This is a genomic window from Pseudomonas sp. WHRI 8519, assembly GCF_040224055.2.
Lineage (GTDB): Bacteria > Pseudomonadota > Gammaproteobacteria > Pseudomonadales > Pseudomonadaceae > Aquipseudomonas > Aquipseudomonas putida_X.
Genome location: NZ_CP167996.1, coordinates 826,083 through 840,633, shown reverse-complemented (window position 1 = coordinate 840,633; position 14,551 = coordinate 826,083). Strand labels below are relative to the sequence as shown.

General features: G+C 60.7%; 16 protein-coding genes. 7 read left to right on the top strand and 9 right to left on the bottom strand.

Annotation, left to right across the window (positions count from 1 at the left end; translation table 11 throughout):
* Positions 1 to 99: 99 nt before the first annotated feature.
* The 3 genes from ggt to ABRP30_RS03800 form a co-directional block, all read right to left on the bottom strand.
* A complete protein-coding gene (gene ggt, locus ABRP30_RS03810; RefSeq protein WP_349976384.1) occupies positions 100 to 1,767 on the bottom strand; it encodes a gamma-glutamyltransferase in 1,668 nt (555 codons plus the stop codon).
* 117 nt (positions 1,768 to 1,884) lie between these two features.
* Entirely contained in the window at positions 1,885 to 2,781 is an 897-nt protein-coding gene (locus ABRP30_RS03805) for a LysR family transcriptional regulator (RefSeq protein ID WP_267820929.1), read from the bottom strand.
* Between the two features lie 228 nt (positions 2,782 to 3,009).
* Positions 3,010 to 3,600 carry an NAD(P)H-dependent oxidoreductase gene (locus ABRP30_RS03800; RefSeq protein WP_241806534.1) on the bottom strand — a complete coding sequence of 197 codons (591 nt, stop codon included), beginning with the start codon at positions 3,598 to 3,600 and terminating at the stop codon, positions 3,010 to 3,012.
* 158 nt (positions 3,601 to 3,758) lie between these two features.
* On the opposite strand from ABRP30_RS03800, the gene ABRP30_RS03795 reads away from it, so the two are divergent.
* Complete coding sequence (locus tag ABRP30_RS03795; protein WP_349976385.1) at positions 3,759 to 4,073, top strand: putative quinol monooxygenase; 315 nt, start codon at positions 3,759 to 3,761, stop codon at positions 4,071 to 4,073.
* Here ABRP30_RS03795 and ABRP30_RS03790 read toward each other — a convergent pair.
* The gene (locus ABRP30_RS03790; protein WP_349976386.1) at positions 4,063 to 4,827 is read right to left on the bottom strand and encodes a sulfite exporter TauE/SafE family protein; all 765 of its coding nucleotides are present in this window, start codon (positions 4,825 to 4,827) and stop codon (positions 4,063 to 4,065) included. The two genes, ABRP30_RS03795 and ABRP30_RS03790, sit on opposite strands and share 11 nt — an antisense overlap.
* A 78-nt stretch (positions 4,828 to 4,905) precedes the next feature.
* Between ABRP30_RS03790 and ABRP30_RS03785 the strand changes: the two genes are divergently transcribed.
* The 5 genes from ABRP30_RS03785 (at position 4,906) to ABRP30_RS03765 (ending at position 8,317) form a co-directional block, all read left to right on the top strand.
* Positions 4,906 to 5,790, top strand: coding sequence for a LysR family transcriptional regulator (locus tag ABRP30_RS03785; RefSeq protein ID WP_349976387.1), 885 nt, complete (start codon positions 4,906 to 4,908; stop codon positions 5,788 to 5,790).
* A gap of 124 nt (positions 5,791 to 5,914) precedes the next feature.
* Positions 5,915 to 6,259, top strand: coding sequence for a cupin domain-containing protein (locus ABRP30_RS03780; RefSeq protein ID WP_241806530.1), 345 nt, complete (start codon positions 5,915 to 5,917; stop codon positions 6,257 to 6,259).
* Between the two features lie 225 nt (positions 6,260 to 6,484).
* On the top strand, positions 6,485 to 6,973 hold the full coding sequence (locus tag ABRP30_RS03775; protein ID WP_267820920.1) for a type VI secretion system tube protein Hcp: 489 nt from the start codon (positions 6,485 to 6,487) through the stop codon (positions 6,971 to 6,973).
* Positions 6,974 to 6,983: 10 nt separating this feature from the next.
* Positions 6,984 to 7,961, top strand: coding sequence for a hypothetical protein (locus tag ABRP30_RS03770; RefSeq protein ID WP_349976388.1), 978 nt, complete (start codon positions 6,984 to 6,986; stop codon positions 7,959 to 7,961).
* Positions 7,958 to 8,317, top strand: a complete 360-nt coding sequence (locus ABRP30_RS03765; protein ID WP_349976389.1) for a hypothetical protein — start codon at positions 7,958 to 7,960, stop codon at positions 8,315 to 8,317. The genes ABRP30_RS03770 and ABRP30_RS03765 overlap by 4 nt, the downstream gene beginning before the upstream one ends.
* Before the next feature lie 150 nt (positions 8,318 to 8,467).
* Here the strand turns inward: ABRP30_RS03765 and mmsB are convergent, their stop codons facing one another.
* Together mmsB and ABRP30_RS03755 are read right to left on the bottom strand one after the other, a co-directional pair.
* A complete protein-coding gene (gene mmsB / locus ABRP30_RS03760) occupies positions 8,468 to 9,355 on the bottom strand; it encodes a 3-hydroxyisobutyrate dehydrogenase (protein ID WP_267820915.1) in 888 nt (295 codons plus the stop codon).
* 10 nt (positions 9,356 to 9,365) lie between these two features.
* On the bottom strand, positions 9,366 to 10,892 hold the full coding sequence (locus ABRP30_RS03755; protein ID WP_349976390.1) for a CoA-acylating methylmalonate-semialdehyde dehydrogenase: 1,527 nt from the start codon (positions 10,890 to 10,892) through the stop codon (positions 9,366 to 9,368).
* A 132-nt stretch (positions 10,893 to 11,024) separates the two neighbouring features.
* Between ABRP30_RS03755 and ABRP30_RS03750 the strand changes: the two genes are divergently transcribed.
* Complete coding sequence (locus tag ABRP30_RS03750) at positions 11,025 to 11,975, top strand: LysR family transcriptional regulator (RefSeq protein ID WP_267820911.1); 951 nt, start codon at positions 11,025 to 11,027, stop codon at positions 11,973 to 11,975.
* A gap of 165 nt (positions 11,976 to 12,140) precedes the next feature.
* On the opposite strand, the gene ABRP30_RS03745 is transcribed toward ABRP30_RS03750, so the two are convergent.
* From ABRP30_RS03745 to ABRP30_RS03735, 3 genes are read right to left on the bottom strand one after another with little or no spacing between them, the layout of a single operon-like run.
* Positions 12,141 to 12,632 carry an OmpA family protein gene (locus ABRP30_RS03745; RefSeq protein WP_267820909.1) on the bottom strand — a complete coding sequence of 164 codons (492 nt, stop codon included), beginning with the start codon at positions 12,630 to 12,632 and terminating at the stop codon, positions 12,141 to 12,143.
* A gap of 3 nt (positions 12,633 to 12,635) precedes the next feature.
* Positions 12,636 to 13,907, bottom strand: coding sequence for a diguanylate cyclase domain-containing protein (locus ABRP30_RS03740; protein ID WP_349976391.1), 1,272 nt, complete (start codon positions 13,905 to 13,907; stop codon positions 12,636 to 12,638).
* On the bottom strand, positions 13,904 to 14,470 hold the full coding sequence (locus ABRP30_RS03735; RefSeq protein WP_349976392.1) for a YfiR family protein: 567 nt from the start codon (positions 14,468 to 14,470) through the stop codon (positions 13,904 to 13,906). Before ABRP30_RS03735 ends, ABRP30_RS03740 begins: the two co-directional genes overlap by 4 nt.
* Positions 14,471 to 14,551 lie beyond the last annotated feature (81 nt).

Sequence of the window (14,551 nt, the reverse complement as noted above, 5' to 3'; positions counted from 1 at the left end):
CCTGTTGAGGCACGCTTGGCGGCCCCTTGCCGCCAAGCCGGCTCCCTCGATAGCGATGGGAGCCGGCTTGCCCGCGATACTGGCAGAGCTGGCAGCCGGTTATTTAACGACCATCCCCACCCCGCGCCCACGCGGATCCGAAGCCGTCTCAAGCTTCGCCCCGTTGACGCGGATCGCCTGGATATCCCCCATCTCCCAGCCCTGATCCTCGAGCACATAACCCATCTTCTTCAGCTCATCGGCCACCGGGCCGGTAAGCGGTGCATAGCTGTCGAAGTAGATGGTGTCCTTGGGCAGCAACTGGTGGTGCACCCGCTGCGCCGCGACGGCCTTGTCCAGGGGCATGCCGTAGTCGTACAGGTTGTTCATCACCTGGAAGATCGAAGTGAAGATCCGCGAGCCGCCCGGTGTACCGATCACCAGTTCGACCTTGCCATCGCGGGTCATCAGGCTGGGGCTCATGGACGACAGCATGCGCTTGCCCGGCTCGATGGCGTTGGCATCACCGCCCACCACACCGAAGGCATTGGCTGCGCCTGGCTTGGCGCTGAAGTCGTCCATTTCGTCGTTGAGCAGGAAGCCCGCGCCCTTGACCACCACACCACTGCCGTAGTCGAGGTTGAGGGTATAGGTATTGCTGACCGCGTTGCCCTGTTTGTCGACGATCGAGAAGTGCGTGGTCTGGTGCGGCTCAAGCCCCGGCTTGACATCCTCGGTGGCGGAGATGGCCTTGGCGTTGACCTGCGCGGCGCGCTTGGCCAGGTAGTCCTTGGCGATCAGCTGGTCGACCGGCACCTTGGTGAAGGCCGGGTCGCCCAGGTAGTCGGCGCGGTCGGCGAACACACGCTTCTCGATCTCAGCCAGCAGGTGAATGTATTGCGCCGAGTTGTGTGCCACGCCTTTGAAGTCGGCCGCACGGTCTTCCTTGATGCCCAGCAACTGGGCCAGGGCGACGCCGCCGGAGCTTGGCGGTGGCGCGGTGTAAACCACGTTGCCGCGCCAGCTCAGGGCCATGGGCTCACGCCAGACGGCCTTGTAGTCCTTGAGGTCTTCTTTGGTGATCAGGCCTTTGTCGGCCCGCATCTGCGCCACCAGCAGATCAGCGGTCTTGCCTTGATAAAACTCGCTCACGCCTTTGTCGGCAATACGTTCAAGGGTCTGGGCCATTTCTGGCTGTTTGAACAGCTCGCCGACCTTCATGGTGCCGAAATAGTCGTTGAAGTTGGTCGCGGTCTTGAACAGGCCCTGGGCGTCGTTGCGGTACTGATACTGCTTTTCGGCAATCTTGAAGCCGTTTTTCGCATAGCCGATGGCGGGGGTCAGCAGCTCGCTCCAGGGCAGCTTGCCGAATTTCTTGTGCGCTTCCCACAGGCCCATTACCGTGCCAGGCACGCCGGCTGCGCGCACGCCGACCAAGCTGAGGTTCTCGATGACCTCGCCTTTTTCGTCCAGGTACATGTTGCGGGTCGCGGCCTTGGGCGCCACTTCTCGGTAGTCGAGGAAGTACGGCTTGCCATCGACGAACAGGGTCATGAAACCACCGCCACCGATGTTGCCGGCCTCTGGGTAGGTCACCGCCAGGGTGAAGGCGGTGGCTACTGCCGCATCCACCGCGTTGCCGCCCTTTTTCAGGATGTCGGCGGCCACCTGTGCGCCATATTGATCAGGGGCGGCCACCGCGCCACCCTCCAGGGTGACCGCATAGGCCGATGAACAGCTCAAGATCGCCGCGCCGAGAGCCATGGACTGGAACAGGACAATACGCATGACACTTCCTTGGTGTTGTTTTTGTTGATCACCCAGTAAGGCCGAAGCCTGTCGACTGTGCAATCACCTGTAGGAAGTTTCGCCGCCAATGGACAGGATTTGTCGCGTTCAGGCAACTCAGCAGGCGTACATCGCCAGTTTGCGCTGGATGAAGTCGAGGAAGCACTGGATGCGCAGGGCCAGTTGCGTGTTGCGGTAATAAACAGCGTGGATAGGCTGGCGGTAGCCGTTGGTGGCAGCGCTCAGAATAACCTGCAGTCGGCCGGCGCGGATGTCCTCGTGGGTCATGAAGTGCGAGAGGCTGACGATACCCTCCCCGGCCAGCGCCAACTGGCGCAGGGTCTCGCCGCTGGAGGCGAGCAGCGCCGGGCGAATCGGCCAACGGTCGCCTTGGGCATGGCGCAGCGGCCACTGGTTGAGTGACTCGGGCTGGCTGAAACCGAGCAGGCAGTGATGGTTCAGGTCTTCGACATGCTGCGGTGTACCGTGTCGCTGCAGGTAAGCCGGACTTGCAAGGATTTGCACCGGGCTGCAGCCCAGCGAACGGGCGTGCAGGCTGGAGTCGGCCAACTCACCGATGCGGATCGCGACGTCGGTACTCTGCTCCAACAGGTCGATGATCAGGTCATCGGTGTTCAATTCCAGCTCGATATCGGGGTACTGGCTGCGAAATTCGCCGATCCAGGGCAGGATCGCATGCAGCATGAACGGCGCTGCGGCATTGATGCGCAAGCGCCCGGAAGGTGTCTGGCGGTTCATCGACAGGCGCTCTTCCATGTCGTCCATTTGCTGGAGCACCAGCCGAGAACGCTCGAGGAAAAAGCGCCCTTCTTCGGTCAGGTCCATGCGCCGGGTGGTGCGATTGACCAGCGTAGTGCCCAGCTTTGCCTCCAGGCGCGCCAAGGTGCGGCTGACCGCCGAAGGCGTCTGGCCCAGTTGCTCGGCGGCAGCGGAAATCGAACCGCAGTCGATGACGGCGACGAATACCTGGAGTTCTTCGGATCGGGTTTTCACAGGATTGACCACACAATGGATAGGCCGTGATTGATAGCGGGTGATCGGCGCCTGTGCAAGGGGCCGCTTCGCGCCCAGTCGCCGGCAAGCCGGCTCCCACCCCGACCGCGCTGTGCTTCAGGCCTGGGCTTTACCTGTGGAAGCAACTGTCTTGCTCAATTTCTAAAAGTTGCCGCAATCCAGGTGGGAGCCGGCTTGCCGGCGATTGGGGCGCGAAGCGGCCCTACCTCACTGAGCGACGCCGAACACGGCATTCAGATGCGCCTCGTAAGCTGCCAACGCAGCCGGCACATCCGGGCGCTTCATCACATCGACTGCCAGATAGGTTGGCAAGCCGGTCATGCCGAGGAACTGATTGGCCTTGTGGAACGGGAAATACACCGCATCCACCCCTTTGCCCTCGAAGAAATCGCTCGGGTCGTCGAAGGCCTGCTGCGGTGCGTTCCAGGTCAGCGACAGCATGTACTGCTTGCCCTGCACCAGGCCACCGCTACCGTACTTCTGCGAAGCATCCGAGCGGGTCCGGCCATCGTTGGCGTAGAGGCTGCCGTGGCCTGCAGTGAAGACTTCGTCGATGTATTTCTTGACGGTCCAGGGTGCGCCCATCCACCAGCCCGGCATCTGGTAGATCACCACATCGGCCCAGAGGAATTTCTCGACTTCGGCCTGCACGTCGTAGCCGGCGTCGATGAAGGTTTGCTGCACGTCAAAACCGGCTCGGTCGAGATGAGCGAGGGCAGCCTCGTGCAGCGTCTGGTTGAGGCGACCTTCAGAGTGGGCGAACTGTTTACCGCCATTGAGCAGGAGAATCTTTTTCATGCTGACCTCGCGTCAAGAATCAATGGCCGGCAGATTAGCGATCAAGGGGCATGGGATACAGGGTGAGCGGGGCAAAATACAATTGACCATAAGTCACGAATCCAAAGCTCATTATTGCCTTAATATCGCTTCACCCCATCATCAATGAGTTGTGATCAATGAGCGAGCAGTACGCCTTCATTCTCAAGGCAAAGACCCGTCCGGAAATGGCCGAAGCATTCGAAACCCTGTTCCGCGCCTACGTTGAACCGAGCCGCAATGAGCCTGGCTGCATCGAATACCACATGCTGCGCGACAAGGAAGACCCAAGCCTGTTCGTATTCTTCGAGGTATGGGCCAACAAAGCGGCGCTGGATGTGCATTCGGCGTTGCCGCACATGGTCGAGTTCTTCGAAAAACGTATGGAGTATCTTGAGTGTGACTTCGATATCCAGCTGATAGAAATGCTCAGCGCGTCCTCCGCTAGCCGTTGATCAGCAGGTGGCCGCCCAGCGCGGCCAGGCCGATGAAGAAGCACCGTTTGAACAGTACGGCGCTGATGCGCTGGCGCAGCCACTGGCCAACCAGCATGCCCAGGAGCGCGGGTGCCAGCATCAGCAATGAAGCCCCCATTGCCTGGCCACCCAAGGCGTCTTGGCCAGCCAGGCCCAGGGCCAGCGCCAGGGTCGAGACGGTGAACGACAGGCCCAATGCCTGGATCATTTCGTCGCGGCTCAGGCCAAGGCTCTGCAGGTAAGGCACTGCGGGTATCACGAACACACCCGTGGCGGCGCTCACGATGCCGGTCACCATCCCGCACAACGGCCCAAGCCACCCTTCTCTGCCTGCCGCCAGCCGCAGTCCAGGCCCGATCAGGCCATACAAGGCGTACACCAGCAGCGCCGCGCCCAACGCATGCGCCGCCCATGGGCCACTGTCGATCCCCAGCCAGGCACTACCAAGCAGCGTCCCCATAAAAATCATCGCGAGCATCGGCCCGAGACGCCGCAGCAACGCCGGCAGGTGGCCTCCCGCCGCCAGCTGCCAAAGGTTGGTGATAGTCGATGGCACGATCAGCAACGCGGCAGCCTGCGCCGGAGGCATAGCCAGGCCTAAAAGCCCCATCGCGATGGTCGGCAGGCCCAGGCCGATCACCCCTTTCACCGCGCCCGCCAGCAGGAACGTCATGATTACCAGCAGGGACAGAGCCGGCCCGATATGTTGATAGAAAGCGATCAGGTCATTCATGACCACCATCATGGCGTGCAACGGGGCTGCTGAAAATCTGCCATATACTCAGCCTGACTCTCACCAGGACAGAGGCTGATGCATTTCGACCTGATTGATCTCACGCTATTTCGGCACACCCTGGAGTGCGGCAACATCACCGCCGGGGCCCGCCACAGCCACCTGTCGCTGCCGGCTGCCAGTGCGCGAATCCGCGCCATGGAAGCCTCGCTCGGCACTGCGTTGCTGGAACGCAACCGCCGCGGTGTACAGCCGACCCCAGCGGGCCAGGCGCTGCTTCAGCATGCTCGGCTGATCGGCCAGCAGGTCGAACGCCTGCAGTTCGACCTGGGCCAGTACGCTCAGGGGCAGCAGGGCCAGGTGCGCCTGCTGTGCAACACAGCGGCGCTGACCGAATACCTGCCGGAGCAGTTGGCCGGGTATCTGGCCGATAACCCTGGTGTGAGCGTCGACGTGCAGGAAATGCCGAGCCTGAGGATCGTGCAGTCGATCAGCCAAGGCATGGCCGATGTGGGCATCATCTCCACCGCTGCGCCCAGCACGCACCTGCAAACCCTGCCGTTTCGCGACGACCCGCTGGTACTGATCACCCCGCTTGCTCACCCGCTCAGCTCGGAGCCTGCCCCAAGCTTCATCGGCAGCCTTGCCCACGGGCATGTCGGGCTCGGTGCGAACAGCGCCCTGGCGTTGTATCTGGAGGAGCAGGCCCTGCGCGAAGGGCGGCGCATGCACGTACGGGTGCGCGCCGAAGGCTTTGACGGTGTGATCCGCATGGTTGCAGGTGGCGCCGGGGTTGGCGTGGTGCCATTGGCGGCAGTGAGGCGCTGGGAAGGCGTGTTGCCGCTGCACTGGGTGGCGCTGCGCGAGGACTGGGCGAATCGCCGATTGCTGCTGTGCGCACGGGATTTTGCGGGGTTGCCAGGCTATGCGGCCGGGTTGGTCGAGCGGCTGGCCAAGCCCTGAGCGCGCTTACCCACGTGCATGCACATAGCGCAGTCAGGCACCTGAACGTCGAGCCCAGGCAACTGCGGCTCGGCCAATGGCCCTATGGTGTCGAGTCATTCAGCCAGTCACCAGGAGTTGTGCCATGTCCGATTTCATCACCGTCCTGCGCGAAACTTGCCCGACACCGGTCGTGGACGCTACCAAGTGGAAGCGCATCGGCGGCGATCCGCACACCGTCAACCTCAATGCTTACCTGTCGGCCGACGGCAGCAAGATCATGGGCACCTGGATCTGCACGCCGGGCAAGTTCGAGGTCAACTACGAGAAGTGGGAGTTCTGCCACTTTCTTGAGGGTTACTGCATCGTCACCCCGGAAGGTGAAGCGCCCAAACACCTGAAGGCCGGTGATGTGTTCGTGATCGAACCGGGCATGAAAGGGACCTGGGAAGTGGTCGAGACGGTACGTAAGTATTTCGTTTTCGCCTGATCTGTTACTCCGGCCCTGTGGACAACTCGCCCCCCCACAGGGCCACAGTTACATCCTCTGACATATACGCTCAGCCTACCTTCCATCTTTGTAGTCCTTTTCTGAAACGCATCGTTGCCTCCCATAATGTATTGCGCTCGTTTTTTTGCCGGCCTAGGCTCCATTCATGGCCCATATCGACGGGCGACATTACCCAGTAAAAATAATTGCCAGGGAGCGGTAACGATGGCTTTTGATGCATACATTCAGATCGACACCATTCCAGGTGAAGCCCTGGACGAACAATACAAAAAATGGATTGAAGTAATCGGTTACGACTTTGGCGTCAGTCAAAGCACATCCGCCACTGCGAGCTCCGCTGGGGGCGCTACATCTGGGCGCACCACCGTGACCAACTTCACCTTTAGGAAATATCTTGACAGTGCCAGTTGCAAACTGATGGAGGCCAGTTGTACCGGGCAACACCTCAAGGAAGTGAAGCTGGCGCTCTGTCGCGCCGGAGGCGAAAAACTAAAATATTACGAAATCATTCTAGAAGAAGTTATTATCGCCGAATATTCGCAGTGCGTTGACGCGGGTGTACCGCTGGAAGTGGTGCAGCTCAATTACGGTCGCATCAAGACCACATACACTCAGCAGCGGCGGCTTGATGGCGCCGGCGGCGGCAATATCGCTGGAGGTTGGGACCGTATCGGTAACAAAAAGTACGCGTGAGGGCAGCACTGTGTCAGAAGCCCGAGCGTTTCTCAATTTTAAGTTGCAAAACTATCACCGGCTCAAAACAGACCTTCGATTAACCGGTCATTCGCTGGAAAAGTTCGATGTGCTCAACGCTCATATTGCCGATACAGTGGTCCGTAGCGGTGAACTGGTGATCATCGGCGATCCCACGACCGCTTCCTGTACCAGCCAGGAAGCCTGGTTGATGAAGCAGGCCGCCGTTGTGCACATAGGACTGATGCGCAACGGCCAGGGTGTGGATAATTTTTTCCTAGATAACTTCGAGACCTTGAAGAGCCTCATCGCGCATGCATCCGTGGGCGCTGGCGTTGTCAGTGAAGGGTGGAGCAAGCACCTCAAAGCCATCGAGGCCACCTTGATGGATATTGAGAAGCTGCATCAGCAGTATCTCGGGTCAGGGACGATAACAGCTCGCGATCAGTTCTATGTCAAGCGTTCGGTTTTATTCATCAAGCTGAGTGAGCAATTAAACAAGTTAGCTGCATACGGTTCCGGCCTTAGAAACCAGAGTTCAATCAAAAGGACGCTAGGGATATCCACGAAGAGTTACTTGCACACGGGCGAGATTGCAGGCTATGCCACCAAGGTCGCAGCCGTAGCCAAAGCATCCAACTTGATAAAAAAAGGTGCCTACCTTGGTGTGGCTCTAGAAGTCGCAGGAACAGGGCTGGAGATTCACAAGGCTTGTACGCTGGGGCGTGAAGAAGATTGCAAGAGAGCGAAGTATGTTGAAGGAAGCTCACTAGTCGGGGGGATCGCAGGAGGCGCCGCCGGGGGGTATGTTGCTGGAACAATTTTAGCGCCAGCTTTATGCGTCGCGATCGGGGTTTCGACAGCGGGTGCAGGAGGGCTGCTATGTGCAGCAGTGATCGGAGGCGCTGGGGCAACGATTGGAGGTAAGATTGGAGAGGAGCGTGGTGAGCGCTACGGTGAGTTCCTATATCGGGAGTTTTCAAAGTGAAGAATTTCGATCATGGCTTTATCGCCGCCATAATTATCAATCTGATCATCATTGCACTGACAGTCCAGTGCTTCATTGCCTCACGACGCACTGAACACTTTGAATCCATGTTCCCCAACAGCCTGTACATCAAAAAAAACAAAGAAACTTACCATCGCGCCGGATTACTTGGAAAACTAATGCGCACCGGCGCTATCTCAACAGCACTTGCCCTACCGTCACTATTCACAAAGACCCATCTAATTGAACGGCAGGAAATCGAAGCATTTCCAAAGCGAACTAAAGTATTACTTGTAACTCTCTGGGCATTACACATAATTCTCTTTACCGCCCTTGCAACATCTCACTACTTATGACCTGACCTCACGATCCGCCAGTTCATTGCGGCATCTGTATAATTCAGATGTCGCAGCAGCTTGGGAAAAATCGCGGAACCGGCAACCTGTCCTCTGGTGCGCAGTTACAGAGGGAAGGCCGGCCGGCCCGCGATGAAGTCCACCTCGCTGTCAATCCTTCTTGCGGTAGCCCTCGACGATCGCCGAGAAATCTTTGCCACCCTCGCCGCGTAGGCTCATCGCCTGATACAGCTGCTGGGCCACAGCTCCGAGAATGACTGGTTGGTGCACCTGGCGCGCGGCTTCGGTCGCCAGCCCCAGGTCCTTGAGCATCAGCTCGGCACCAAAGCCACCGGTATAGCCGCGGGATGCCGGGGCGGTTTCGATGATGCCCGGCCAGGGGTTGTAGGTATCGGAACTCCAGCAACGCCCGGTCGAGCTGTTGATGATGCCGGCCAGTACCTTGGTGTCGATCCCCAGCGCATTGCCCAGCGCCATGGCCTCAGCTACGCCGATCATCGAGATGCCCAGCAGCAGGTTGTTGCAGACCTTGGCAATCTGCCCGGTGCCGACCTCACCGCAGTGCACGATGTTGCGGCCCATCTGTTCCAGTACCGGCTTGAGCGTGGCAAAAAGCGCTGCGCTGGCACCGACCATGAACGTCAAGGTGCCTGCCGCCGCGCCGCCAGTGCCGCCGGAAACCGGCGCATCGCCCATGTCCACACCTTTGGCCGCAGCGGCCTTGCACACCTCGCGCGCCGTCTGCGGGTCGATGGTGCTGCAGTCCACGGTCGGTGTGCCCGGGCGCACGCCCGCCAGCACGCCGTCTTCGTTCAGGTAGACACTGCGCACATGGGCTGCAGCCGGCAGCATGGTGATCACCAGCTCGCTGTTGGCTGCCGCTTCCTTGGGCGAGGCGCTGACCTGCCCGCCCAGTTCGGCGAGCTCGGCCAGTACGGTCTTGTTCAGGTCGAACAGGTTCAGCTGGTGCCCGGCCTTGATCAAGTTGCGGGCCATGGGGGCGCCCATGTTGCCCAGGCCGATGAATGCGATACGCATGGCGATCTCCTTAGCGCAGGCTGATGGTGGTGTTCACACCGTCATTGACGCTGTCGTCATCGAACCAGCGGGCGGTGACGGTCTTGGTCTGCGAGTAGAACTGCACCACCTGCTTGCCGTATGGGCCGAGGTCACCGAGCTTGGAGCCACGCGACCCGGTGAAGCTGAAGAACGGCACGGGTACCGGGATCGGGATATTGATACCGACCTGGCCGATGTCGATTTCGCTCTGGAACTTGCGCGCCGCCGCGCCGCTCTGGGTGAACAGGCCTGTGCCGTTGCCGAACGGGTTGGCGTTGACCAGGGCGATGGCTTCGTCGAGGGTGTCGACTGCCAGGGTCACCAGAACCGGGCCGAAGATTTCCTGGGTGTAGACCTGCATATCGGTTGTCACACCGGAGAACAGGGTCGGGCCGACGAAATTGCCTTGCTCGTAACCCGGGACCGTCACATCGCGGCCATCGAGTTCCAGCTTGGCGCCTTCCTTGATCCCGCTTTCGATCAGGCCCAGCACACGCTCCTTGGCACGCTTGGAAACCACCGGGCCGACATCGGTGCCCGGCTCGCTGCCGGCGTTGACCTTGAGCTTGCTTGCCGCCTCCTTGATATCCGGCAGCCATTCACGTGCCTTGCCCACCAGCACCGCCACCGAGGTGGCCATGCAGCGCTGGCCAGCGGCGCCGAAGGCGGCACCGACCAAGGCGTTGATGGTCTGGGTACGGTTGGCATCGGGCAGGACCACGGCGTGGTTCTTGGCCCCCATCATCGACTGCACGCGCTTGCCGTGCTGGCTGCCCAGGTTGTACACATGGGTGCCGACTTCAGTGGACCCGACGAAGGAGATCGCCTTGATATCCTTGTGCGTGCAGATCGCATCCACTACCTGCTTGCCGCCGTGGACCACGTTCAGCACACCGGCCGGCACCCCGGCTTCCAGCGCCAGCTCGACCAGCATCATGGTCGACAGCGGGTCCTGCTCGGACGGTTTGAGCACGAAGGTGTTACCGCAGACGATGGCCATGGGGAACATCCACAGGGGGATCATCGCCGGGAAGTTGAACGGGGTGATGCCGGCGCACACGCCGATGGGTTGGCGCAGCGTGTAGGTGTCGACGCCCCCGGCGACGTTTTCGGCGAACTCGCCCATCTGCAAGGTGCCGATGGAGGCGGCGTGCTCGACCACTTCCAGGCCTCGGAAAATATCACCTTCGGCATCGGCAATGGTTTTGCCCTGCTCGGCGCTCAGGGTCAGGGCAATGCGCTTGCTGTGTTCGCGGATCAACGCCTGCAGTTTGAGCATGATGCGCATGCGTGCGCCGATCGGGGTGTCGCGCCAGGTCTTGAAGGCGCGCTCGGCAGCCGCCACGGCGGCATCCACTTCTTCGACGGTGGCGAACGGCACCCGCGCCAGCACCTGCTGGGTGGCCGGGTTGACGATGTCGCGCCATTCGGTGGTCTTGGACTCGACCCACTGGCCGTCGATCAGCAGCTTGACCTGCTCGACCTTGGTTTGGTCGGGGGATTGGGGTGCGTTCATCTGCGTTCTCCTTGGAATTATTGTCAGGACGAGATCGCCAGCGCCGTGCAAACGCGAGGTGGCGTCATGGGGCTTTTTTCGAGTATAGATGTGCAAACATCCAACAAGAACGCACAAAAAAACCGGATCAACATGCAAAAAGACCTGACCTCCCTCAGTTCGCTGAACTGGGACGATTTGAAGTTCTTCCTCGAAGTGGCACGCACCCGCAAGGCCAGCAGCGCGGCCAAACGCCTGAGCGTCGACTACACCACGGTGTCGCGGCGCATCACTTCGCTGGAAGGTGCGCTGGGTACCCTTCTTTTCGAGAAATCCCGGACCAATGGCTTTGTTCTGACCGCCGAGGGGCAGCGCTTGCTCGGTTATGCGGAGTCGATCGAAAGCACGCTGCACATGGCCTGCGAACAGGTGTCCGGTTCAGGCGTGGCGTTGTCGGGCCATGTGCGCATGGGCTGTACGGAAGGCTTCGGCAGCTTTTTCGTCACCCCGCAGTTGAGCCATTTCGTCGATGCCTACCCGGCGATATCGGTGGATATCCTGCCGCTGCCGCATTTCATCAGCCTGTCCAAGCGCGAGGCGGACATCGTCATCGCCTTGGAGCGGCCCGAGCATGGGCCGTATGTGTGCTGCAAGCTGTGCGACTACCGGCTGCGGCTGTATGCGACCCAGGATTATCTGGACAACCATGCGCCGATCGACCAGGTCAGCGACCTGGTTGGCCATCCGTTCATCAGCTATGTGGATGACCTGGCGTTCAGCTCCGAGCTGCTGTACCTGGCCAATCTGATTCCCAACGCCAGCGCGCACCTACGCAGTACCAGTGTGATCGCACAGTACACGGCGGCGTTGCAGGGGCGAGGGTTGGCGATCTTGCCGTGTTTTCTGGCGGCGCAGGATGCGCGCCTGGTCACGGTGTTACCTGAGCAGATCGAGGTGACGCGACAGTTCTGGATGTATTGCCGGGAGGATTTGCGCAAGCTCAAGCGCATTACCCTGTTGTGGGATTACATTCGTGGGGTGACCGAGGCGAATGCACCATTGTTGATGGGGCAAACGCGTGAGATGCGTTTCGCTCAGCAGTAAAGGGGCTGCTCTGCAGCCCATCGCCGGCAAGCCGACTCCCACCACGACCGCGCAGTTCTTCAGGCCTGCGCTTTACCTGTGGAGGCAACTGTCTTGCCCAATTTCGCAAAGCCGGCGCAAATCCATGTGGGAGCCGGCTTGCCGGCGATGAATGCAACGCGGATCTCAGTAAGACGCCACCACAATCGATACCCGCCGGTTCTCGGTACGCCCAAGGCTGGTGCGGTTATCCGCTACCGGCTGAGTGCTGCCCAGGCCTCGGGTCTGAATGTTCTGGTTCGGCATGCCGATGCCGATCAACACCTTGGCCACACTCTGCGCCCGCCGCTCTGACAGCTGCTGGTTGTACGCCGCCTTGCCTGACGCATCGGCATGGCCGTCGACCCGCACGCCCTGAATGCCAACACCCAGCAACGCCTTGCCGATACGTTCGACAATCGCCTGGCTCTGGCCATTGAGGCTGTCCACGTCACTGCCGAACAGCACCTTGCCCGACAGATCGAACGCCCAGCCCTCATCGGTGGGGGCAAACCCCTCGCGCTTGAGCACAGCGACCTGTTCGGCCGTCAGCCCTTTCCGGGGTGTGCTCTGGCAACCCGTAAGCGCCAGCAAAACCAGCAGCAAGGCGATGAAGGGAAAATGCAAACGCTGTATCACGGTTCAGCTCCTGTTCTTGATTTCAGCGGCGGACCGTTCCGTCTGCGCCGCGTGCCAGTGGCCACGGCGCATGCGCTTGGCCTGGTACATCGCCGCATCAGCGGCATCGAGGAGGCTGGCGGGGTCGTCGCCATCCTCCGGGTAATAGGCAATACCGACGCTGAGCGAGGTGGTGATGCTACCCCCGCTGTCGAGCTGAATCGGCAGCGCCATGCTGCTGATGATCTTGTCAGCGATACGTTCAGCATCTGTGCGCGACTGCAGCGGTGTCAGCAGCACGGCGAATTCATCCCCGCCAAGGCGCGCCACCAGGTCATGCTCACGCAGTTGCGCCCGCACGCGTTCGGCGACGTTGATCAGCACCTGGTCCCCGACCGCGTGGCCGAGGTTGTCGTTGATCTGTTTGAAGTGGTCACTGTCGAGGAACAACAGCGCCATATGGTCTTGCTGCCGGGCGGCATTGCGCACGCTGCGGTTGAGCCGGCCCTCGAAGAACGCACGGTTGTGCAGGCCGGTGAGGCTGTCATGGCTGGCCTGGTGGGCCAAGGTGGCGTTTTCGTTCTGCAAGTGGCCATGCCAGATTTCCAGTTCGTCCAGCAAGGCGTTGAAGTCATTGCCCAGTTCATTGAGTTCCGCGATCGGCGCTTGCGGCACACGGCGGTCGAAGCTACGCTCGCGGCGGGCGGCGTGGGCAACGCTGGCCAGGCTACGCAGAGGGCGGACGATATCGCCGAGCATGCGCCGGGACAGGTACTGGGCGACAAAAGCGCTGAGGGCTGTGCAGAACAGGATGCCGCCCAAGCCGCTGAGCAGGAACAGCAGCAGGCTGCGGCCTTGGCCGACCAGCTCGATGTGCCCGACCTTCTGTTGCTGATGCATGATCGGCAGGTTGATGGGCTCACTCAGCAAGGCCCTTGCCACTTGCGCTTCCAAGGGCGCGAGCATGCCGTTGTCGTTGCGCTGCCAATGCGCCAACTGCTTACCGTCATTGTTGAACACCTTGGCATCGGCCACTTCTTCGGTTCTGGCAATCAGCTCCAAGGCCTCGTTGGCCGCGCCACTGTCGTCGAACACCACGGCGGCTTCGACGGTGTAATTGATCGAGCGGGCGATCAAGTGCAGGTTGTGGTTGGCGTACACACGCAAGGCAAGCACACCCAGCACTGTCAGCGAGATACCGGCAAGGCCGGCGGCCAACACGGCGACGCTGAGGTGACCCCGGCTCAGTACCGAGCGCAGGGTCGGGCGGACGCCACTTTTTCTGCTCGCCCTCATGGTTGCACCGCCCGGCGCCGCGACAACTGCAGCACGCTGGGGTGAATGCGAACGCCCGAGCGTGCCACAGAGTCAAGGTTGACCTCGAATGCAACCTGCTGGTCGCTGACCCGCAGGCAGAACAGGGTACCGACCGTACACGGGTCGTCGGCTTCACTGATGCTCAATACAGGGTGGTTACTGACGGCCTGGAACAACCGATCGCGCTGGCCTTGGTCGAGCTTGCCGATGTATACGGCGTCACACGCGTGGGCGATCTCCCGGTCATCAGCAAGCAGACGGCGCACTTGCAGCGGTTGGCCGGAGTTCTGCAGGTTGCCTTTGATCAGGTCGTCGGTGTACTCGGTAGGGCCGACGAGGCACAACCGCAGCGGCACCGGTTCGACTGGCCAGCGTGCGTAACTCAAGATACCCAATACAACCTGAGTCACGGCCTCGGCACGTTGCTGGGCCTGCGCAGCAGTGGCCGAATCATCCGCATGAACAGGGCCGGCCAATAGCGCCAAGAGGGTCAGCAAGCGCGAAAGCGCACCGCCCGTCACACGTCTGCCAACCACTGTCATGTGGGAAATCTCTTAAGTCCCTTCAGATGTGGCGCAACGATAGCACAACGCCGTTATCGCTGGGGAAGCGCCCTATCACGG